The sequence below is a fragment of the Anaerococcus provencensis genome, assembly GCF_000312365.2.
Taxonomy (GTDB): domain Bacteria; phylum Bacillota; class Clostridia; order Tissierellales; family Peptoniphilaceae; genus Anaerococcus; species Anaerococcus provencensis.
Genome location: NZ_HG003686.1, coordinates 622541 through 629298, shown reverse-complemented (window position 1 = coordinate 629298; position 6758 = coordinate 622541). Strand labels below are relative to the sequence as shown.

Sequence of the window (6758 nt, the reverse complement as noted above, 5' to 3'; positions counted from 1 at the left end):
AAACATTCCAAAAATATAGAAAAGAATCCTTAGAAAACATAAGATCAGCCCAATGAATAGAAGAAAGATTAAACAGATCAATCCAATCCGAAGGAGCATTTTCCAAAATAAAATCAGGACTAAACTACAATAGATTCCACCACAGAGGAAAAGCAAATATAATAAGTGAAATATGCCTATTGTCAATGGCACTAAACTTAAACAAATTATCATCAAAAATAGAAAAAAGAAACTTAGAAATCATAAAATATAAAGCTGCCTAAGAAAAAAATATTAAAATGAGGAGCTCTATTACTTGAGCCTAATTTTAAAGAAAATGTGGAAAAATTTATCCTCATGTTTAAAAACTGTACAGAATATTATGGCTTGATATAAATATACAATAAAAAAAGTGATGAGCAGAATAGATTTTCCTATTCTGCAACACCACCCTATTTTACATTTATTGTATAATGTTCTGCTATTTCTGGGTTGATATTTAAAATATCTTCTACAGCTTTTTTGGTTTGTTCATCAGCTTCGGTCAACAAACCCTTGTCAACCGCTTCTTTTTCTACCTTTGCTTCTTCTTCTTTTCTAAAATTAGAATAATCTTCTAGGTCTAAGGGATTAAAAATTGAATTCTTCTCATCATAGATCATCACAGACTTCTCGTCAATATCGTGACTTAAAATCTTGGATTTTGGTAAAGTGACGCTAACTGTTTTATCTTCGTTATTAACATCCACCTTTGCCTTGTCTAGGTCCACGCCAGCGTGAATTACGCCCTCGTAAGTATACAAAAATCTTTTTGTAGTAAATGGTAATTTGAAACCTTGAAATTCTTGGCTATTTTCAAAAGATGCTATATTTTTGTAGTGGTATTTGAGAGTGGTTAGCTCCTTGGCTTCTTTGAGCGAAGATTCAACTGTTTCGGAACTAATAAGGGTTTCTTCTTTTGGAACAAAGTTGTTTTTGACATAGATGCTGCCGCCTATTAAAATAATAGCTATTATAAGGCTCCCAATCAGACCTTGTTTGAGTCCTCTTTTTTCTTTTTTATTCATTTATTATCATTCCTTTTCTCATATTTCAAATATAATATACTATATTTTTCAAGAAATCAAATTTTATTTTATTAATTCTTAAATTTTGCCTTTGCATAATTAATTGGAATGCCCCTATCTCTCCATTTTCTTTCGTATTCTGTCACGATAGAATCTTCTTCGGCAAGATCATAGTCATATTCCAATATTTCCATATCAAAATCTTCAAAATATTTTAGTGAATCGTCAAAAAATGGTCTATCATCAGTTTTTTGCTCAACTATACCACAAGGAACCATAATCTTCTTATATATCTCCAAAAATCTAGGATGACTTAGCCTTCTCTTGTGGTGCCTAGTCTTTGGCCAAGGTGTCGAAAAGTTTATGTATATACGGTCAATCTCACCCTCATCAAAAGCTTCTTCCAAGTCTTCTGCATAGTCAACAAGGCCTATCACATTTGTTAGACCCTCTTCTTCAATTTTCCTACTGGCAATTACAAAGGCATTTGTATTCATCTCAAGAGCAATAAAATTGATATTAGGATATCTTTTTGCCATTTCTATGATAAAATCCCCTTTTCCAGCTCCAATTTCTAGATAGATAGGGTTGTCATTGGCAAAAACACTTGCCCATTTTCCCCTCATATCTTTGGGATAAAAATATATCTTGTCATTTTCCTTCATCTCAGGAATTGCATTTGGTTTAAATCTCAATCTCATAAAATTCTCCTTAAAAAAACTGGCAATTTTACTCGCCAGTAGTCTTAGTTACCTTACTATTTTTCTTTGATTTATCAATGATTATTCCTATTGCAAAGCCTATAGCTGCTGGTATTATCCATGCAAATCCTAGGTCAAAGCCAGGGAGGAAATTTTCTGGAAACTTTAGGATATTTACAAGCAAATCGAATTTTGCAAATGGGCTTGCCTTTAGCAAGTCAAAAATAGCCGCAAATGCAGTTAATCCAATTGTCCATTTGTAAACTGTCTCATTTTTGCCTATTTTTACTGATAGCATTGATAAAATTATCAAAACTATGGATAGTGGGTACAAAAATAGCAAGACTGGAAGTGATAAGCTTATTATCGTTTCAAGGCCAAGATTTGCAATAGCGAATGAGATGATTGCAAATATATAGCAGTACTTTTCATAAGATATATCAAAACTTAGGATTTCACTAAACATTTCTGAACAAGCTGATATTAACCCTATCGATGTCTTAAGGCATGCAACTATAACAATCAAGGAAAGTAGGATGTGGCCTATATCTCCCAAATAGTACTTGCTTATCTCAGCAAGGATTATAGCTCCGTTTGCTACAGGCTCCATTATATTTGTTGAACTAGCTCCGAGCAAAGCCAAAGATACATAAACAAGGCCCATGGCTAATAGGCATACAAGTCCTGCCTTTAGTGTTTGCTTGGCTATATTTTGTGGATCCGTAAGTCCAAAAGACTTGATAGCTCCTATAATGATAACAGCAAAAGCCAGAGATGCTGGAGCATCTAATGTATTATAACCATCAATTACTCCCTTTAAAAATGGAGAACTTAGATAATTTTTAGTAGGCTCAATTGCCCCAAGTGGACCCATAGGTTTAAATATCCCCAGTAAAACCAGCACCCCCAACAATACAAGAAATATAGGCGTCAAATACTTGCCTATAGTATCGATAAGTTTTCCCTTGTTAAGAGCGAAGTGCAAGGCTAGGACAAAAAATATCAATGAAAAGATAAATAACCCCAAGCTTTGGTTAATAGAAAATGATCCAAATGATACTTCATAGGAAACTGTGGATGTACGTGGAATAGCAAATCCTGGTCCTATGGTTAAGTATAGTAAAATTGTAAAAAAGTATGCGAATTTCTTACCTGCAGGCACTGCTATATCAAAAAGTGACTGGCTATCAGACATGGCTGCAGCCACAACACCCAATATTGGAAGTCCTACACCTGATAATAAAAATCCCAAAGTAACAGGTCCTATATTAGATCCGGCATCTTGGCCCATTTTTAGTGGAAATATCAAGTTTCCTGCTCCAAAAAATAGTCCAAATAAAAGCGATCCTATAAGTAGAATCTGTTTAAAATTTAAAGTCTTTTTCATAGTATCCTTCTTTCATAATGAATAATTATATCATGAAATGAATTATAATACCATAAAAAGACTATAAATATTTTTCTATTAACCTAGCTAGCTTATCAAAAGTTTCTACTTCTAGGTGATTGAAGCGATTTTTGCTTGGGCTATCCAAGTCCAGTACTCCATAAACTTTGCCATCCCTAAATAAGGGTATAACAAGCTCGCTTTCTGATGCACTATCACAAGCTATGTGTTCGGCAAATTCATGGATATCATCTACTTTTGTAATTTTTTTATCATTAAAGGCCTTGGCACACACTCCCTTATACAATGTTAACCTAGTGCAAGCAGGCAGTCCTTGGAAGGGTCCTAAAACCAGTTCTCCATTTCTTAGTAAATAAAATCCTGCCCAGTTGAGATTTCTTGTAGACGACATTATAAAGGCAGAAATATTGCTCATAAGTGCAAGCTTATCTTTTTCATCTTCTACTTGTATTTTGACAAAATTTAAAAGCTCGGCCATGCGAGCTTTATCATCCATATTATCCATACCTCTAAGAGTAAAAGTCATCTCATCACCTACAAGGTCTCGATGTATTTTTTTACATCAGGGCCAACATAAATTTCCCCATCATCTGTAAATAAAATAGGTCTTTTCACAAGCATACCGTCTTTTGCAAGAAGTTCGTAAGCCTCATCATTTGTAAGATTTGGCAATTTATCTTTTATATTTTCTTCCCTATAGATTTTGCCAGAAGTATTGAAAAATCTCTTGATTGGAAGGCCTGTTTTTTCATGCCATTCTTTTAGTTCGCTTGCTGTTGGATTATCTTCCTTGATATCCCTATATTCATAGGAAATATTTTTTTCTTCTAACATTTTTTCAACACCCTTGCATGTTGTACATCTCTTATAACAAATTAATTTCATTTTGTCTCCTTTCGCAAAGTAAAAAAGATAGGTATATGATATATCATACCCTATCTTAAGATTTATATTTCTTATATAAAAAATTTTATAATTTCCACTGGATAATTTTGATCTATACGCCTAAATAAGTTTTCCAAAATATATTTTGAAGTTTGCCTATCATTTGATATTGTAACAAACCTTAGGTGAGCAAAATTTTTCATATCATTGTTAGATATTTCTGCTGATGAAATCTTTAGGGTGTTTCTTGCATAATCTATAATTGATTTTATAACTTTTTTCTTATCTTTAAGTGAAAAAGCCCCATCAATCCTAAATTCAATTTCCATTAAAAATACATACGCCCTATCAGCCATCATTTTGCCTCTTTACTTTTACCTTATCAACAGAGCTATTGGAAAAGTAAGCAAAGGTTATTGCCAATATAGGAATTCCCAATAGTAATATTAATATTGGATATCTTAAAAAAATTTGTTCTATTAATAATAGGCTTATAAGTAATGATATGAGCTCAAAAAGAGAGCTAAGGCTTATTAATATGGATTGGATAAAATAAACTTTGATTTCTAGATCAAATCTCAAAATTGTTATAGGTGAATGACTAATTATAATTAAAGTTAATAGAATTAGAACTAGCAAAATAATCCTTAATAAATTATTTTCTAAGAACTTTTGATTTATATTATAATCAAAAATTAAAATACTAGAAAAAAATGCATTTATCCAACCTTTGATATTTGATATTTTAAAATATTTTTTATAGGTCTCTGTAAATTCGTATTGAAGTGTATTTGGATTTTTATCATAAAACTTTGTTATCAATACTTTTATGCTTGCAAGAAAACTTGGAAATATGCCAAGTACTATTAAGCCCCTTAAACTATTATTAAATTATTCCGTGTTTACGGGTTCAGGTCAAAACTAGGAGTCTTTTTCACATTTAAATTTCGCTCCATATAATTCCTCCTTATTATAAATTTTAATTTTTCTCTTATCATATATATTATTAAAAAAATTAGTAATTGTCTATAAAATATAATTACGCAATAAATTAAAATTTAATAGGAAAAACCCTTGATTAAATCAAGGGTAGTCTCGTTTATCCTAAGAATCCAAAATATGCACCGGCAATTCCAAGTACTAACATTATTAACATTATTAATAGTGGACTTGTTTTTCTCTTTAGTAGTCTATATGCTAACCAGAATACTAATAGTTTAGGTATACCAGGTATGATACCATCAAGTATAGCTTGAACGGTGGTTGCATTCTCTCCAGCACCTATCGCTATAGGTATGTTTACATTAACCATTTCTGCTGTCATTGCACCTGCAACAGAAAGCCCTACTACACTGGCTGCACGTGTTATCTTATCCATAACACCTTTTTGGTTAGCCTTGGTAATAACTTCAGTACCTAAGTTAAATCCGACAAAAGATAAAATATATCTGGAAATCCAATGAGGCACGTTCCATACTAGAAAAAATAGTAGTGGACCAAGTAAATTGCCTTGTAGAGCTAGGGATGTACCTATACCTGTAGCAATTATTCTAAGTGTTCCCCAAAATATTGAATCACCTATGCCAGCTAAAGGACCCATTAAAGCAGTTTTTACGTCTGATATGGACTTTGTATCAAAGGTATCAACACTGGTTGATCTCTCTTCTTCCATCGCTGCAGATATTCCAAGTGGAAATGTGATTATAAATGGAGTAGTGTTATAGAATTCTAAGTGCCTTTGTAAGGCCTCTCTAAAATCCTCATCTTTTGGATATAATTTCTTTAAGATAGGCATTAAAGCCCGTGCATAACCCATGTGCATCATTCTTTCATAGTTCCAAGAATGTTCCATAGGTATGGATCTTAAGGCTAAGTTCGATAAATCTTTTTCTGTAATTATGCTATCTTTATTTTTTATTTCTTTAAAACTCATCTAAAACATACCCCTCATCTTCAATTACAGTACTTTCAGTTACTGATTTTTTATCATCTGAATAATACATGATAGCTGCTATGATGAATGCAAATATAGCTACTCCAGTAGTAGTTAAGCCAGAATCAGCAAAGTAACTAACTAAGAAAAATCCGAAAAAGAAAAATGGAGCAACTCTTTTATTCATTATCATTTGAGCTAGCATAGCAAACCCAAGAGCTGGTAATAAACCAGTAGCAATTTCAATACCTGTTATAACGAACTCTGGCAAAACACTTAATGCATTTGTTACAGCATCGCTACCAAAATAATATGCAAATGGTACAACTAGAGCAATAACCATTTCAATTAGTAAAGGAAATATAATTACATCAGTTGTAAACATTCTATAATTACCTTCTGCCACATGCTTATCAGCTAAGTGAGCAAGCCCTACTTTAATAGGCTCTCCAATAACGGATCTTAACGCTAACATTAGGGTTGCAATTGGCATTCCTAATGTTAGAGCTGCTTCTGGCCCTCTTCCTGAGGTTATTGCAAATGCAACCCCTAGTACAGTTCCAGATAACATATCAGGTGGTATGTAAGCACCTATACTTACTGCTCCTATAAAAGCTAATTCCATTGTTGCACCCATTATCATTCCAGTTTGAAGGTCCCCAAAAATCAAACCAACTAAAGGTCCAACTATAATTGGTCTTTGAATAAGCGCTGTACCAAGTAAAAACTCTGACCTTCCTATTATCATTATTAAGTATAATAATATCGCTTCTCGAATCATTAAT

At 32.6% G+C, this 6758-nt stretch carries 9 protein-coding genes and 1 pseudogene; 1 reads left to right on the top strand and 9 read right to left on the bottom strand.

Translation table 11 applies throughout. The features are described from left to right. Window positions 1–56: 56 nt before the first annotated feature. Entirely contained in the window at window positions 57–263 is a 207-nt protein-coding gene (locus BN38_RS11360; RefSeq protein ID WP_084593760.1) for a transposase, read from the top strand. A gap of 168 nt (window positions 264–431) precedes the next feature. Here BN38_RS11360 and BN38_RS05715 read toward each other — a convergent pair whose 3' ends face one another. From BN38_RS05715 to BN38_RS05675, 9 genes and pseudogenes are all read right to left on the bottom strand, one after another. Beyond that, window positions 432–1046 carry a DUF4230 domain-containing protein gene (locus tag BN38_RS05715; protein WP_044566007.1) on the bottom strand — a complete coding sequence of 205 codons (615 nt, stop codon included), beginning with the start codon at window positions 1044–1046 and terminating at the stop codon, window positions 432–434. A 71-nt stretch (window positions 1047–1117) separates the two neighbouring features. After that, window positions 1118–1747, bottom strand: a complete 630-nt coding sequence (trmB, locus tag BN38_RS05710) for a tRNA (guanosine(46)-N7)-methyltransferase TrmB (RefSeq protein ID WP_044566006.1) — start codon at window positions 1745–1747, stop codon at window positions 1118–1120. Window positions 1748–1775: 28 nt separating this feature from the next. Further along, window positions 1776–3134, bottom strand: coding sequence for a branched-chain amino acid transport system II carrier protein (brnQ, locus tag BN38_RS05705; protein WP_044566005.1), 1359 nt, complete (start codon window positions 3132–3134; stop codon window positions 1776–1778). Window positions 3135–3195: 61 nt separating this feature from the next. Then, window positions 3196–3681: a GAF domain-containing protein gene (locus tag BN38_RS05700; RefSeq protein ID WP_044566004.1), complete on the bottom strand. Its 486-nt coding sequence runs from the start codon at window positions 3679–3681 to the stop codon at window positions 3196–3198. A gap of 8 nt (window positions 3682–3689) precedes the next feature. Then, window positions 3690–4040 carry a Spx/MgsR family RNA polymerase-binding regulatory protein gene (locus BN38_RS05695; protein ID WP_044566003.1) on the bottom strand — a complete coding sequence of 117 codons (351 nt, stop codon included), beginning with the start codon at window positions 4038–4040 and terminating at the stop codon, window positions 3690–3692. 71 nt (window positions 4041–4111) lie between these two features. Further along, window positions 4112–4396 (bottom strand): DUF503 domain-containing protein, encoded by a 285-nt coding sequence (locus BN38_RS05690; RefSeq protein ID WP_195890884.1) that lies wholly within the window; start codon window positions 4394–4396, stop codon window positions 4112–4114. Then, window positions 4389–4910: pseudogene (locus BN38_RS11630) on the bottom strand (DUF624 domain-containing protein); the annotation flags it as partial. The gene BN38_RS05690 and the pseudogene BN38_RS11630, both read right to left, overlap by 8 nt. 229 nt (window positions 4911–5139) lie before the next feature. Beyond that, window positions 5140–5973 (bottom strand): PTS system mannose/fructose/sorbose family transporter subunit IID, encoded by an 834-nt coding sequence (locus BN38_RS05680; protein WP_044566001.1) that lies wholly within the window; start codon window positions 5971–5973, stop codon window positions 5140–5142. Then, window positions 5963–6754 carry a PTS mannose/fructose/sorbose/N-acetylgalactosamine transporter subunit IIC gene (locus tag BN38_RS05675; protein WP_044566000.1) on the bottom strand — a complete coding sequence of 264 codons (792 nt, stop codon included), beginning with the start codon at window positions 6752–6754 and terminating at the stop codon, window positions 5963–5965. The genes BN38_RS05680 and BN38_RS05675 overlap by 11 nt, the downstream gene beginning before the upstream one ends. Window positions 6755–6758 lie beyond the last annotated feature (4 nt).

What these genes read in the sequence shown, in the direction of transcription:
- BN38_RS05715 (WP_044566007.1), bottom strand. Translation starts at nt 1,046, where the DNA reads ATGAATAAAAAAGAAAAAAGAGGACTCAAACAAGGTCTGATTGGGAGC.
- brnQ (WP_044566005.1), bottom strand. Translation starts at nt 3,134, where the DNA reads ATGAAAAAGACTTTAAATTTTAAACAGATTCTACTTATAGGATCGCTT.
- BN38_RS05675 (WP_044566000.1), bottom strand. Translation starts at nt 6,754, where the DNA reads ATGATTCGAGAAGCGATATTATTATACTTAATAATGATAATAGGAAGG.
- BN38_RS05695 (WP_044566003.1), bottom strand. Translation starts at nt 4,040, where the DNA reads ATGAAATTAATTTGTTATAAGAGATGTACAACATGCAAGGGTGTTGAA.
- BN38_RS05680 (WP_044566001.1), bottom strand. Translation starts at nt 5,973, where the DNA reads ATGAGTTTTAAAGAAATAAAAAATAAAGATAGCATAATTACAGAAAAA.
- trmB (WP_044566006.1), bottom strand. Translation starts at nt 1,747, where the DNA reads ATGAGATTGAGATTTAAACCAAATGCAATTCCTGAGATGAAGGAAAAT.
- BN38_RS05690 (WP_195890884.1), bottom strand. Translation starts at nt 4,396, where the DNA reads ATGGCTGATAGGGCGTATGTATTTTTAATGGAAATTGAATTTAGGATT.
- BN38_RS05700 (WP_044566004.1), bottom strand. Translation starts at nt 3,681, where the DNA reads ATGACTTTTACTCTTAGAGGTATGGATAATATGGATGATAAAGCTCGC.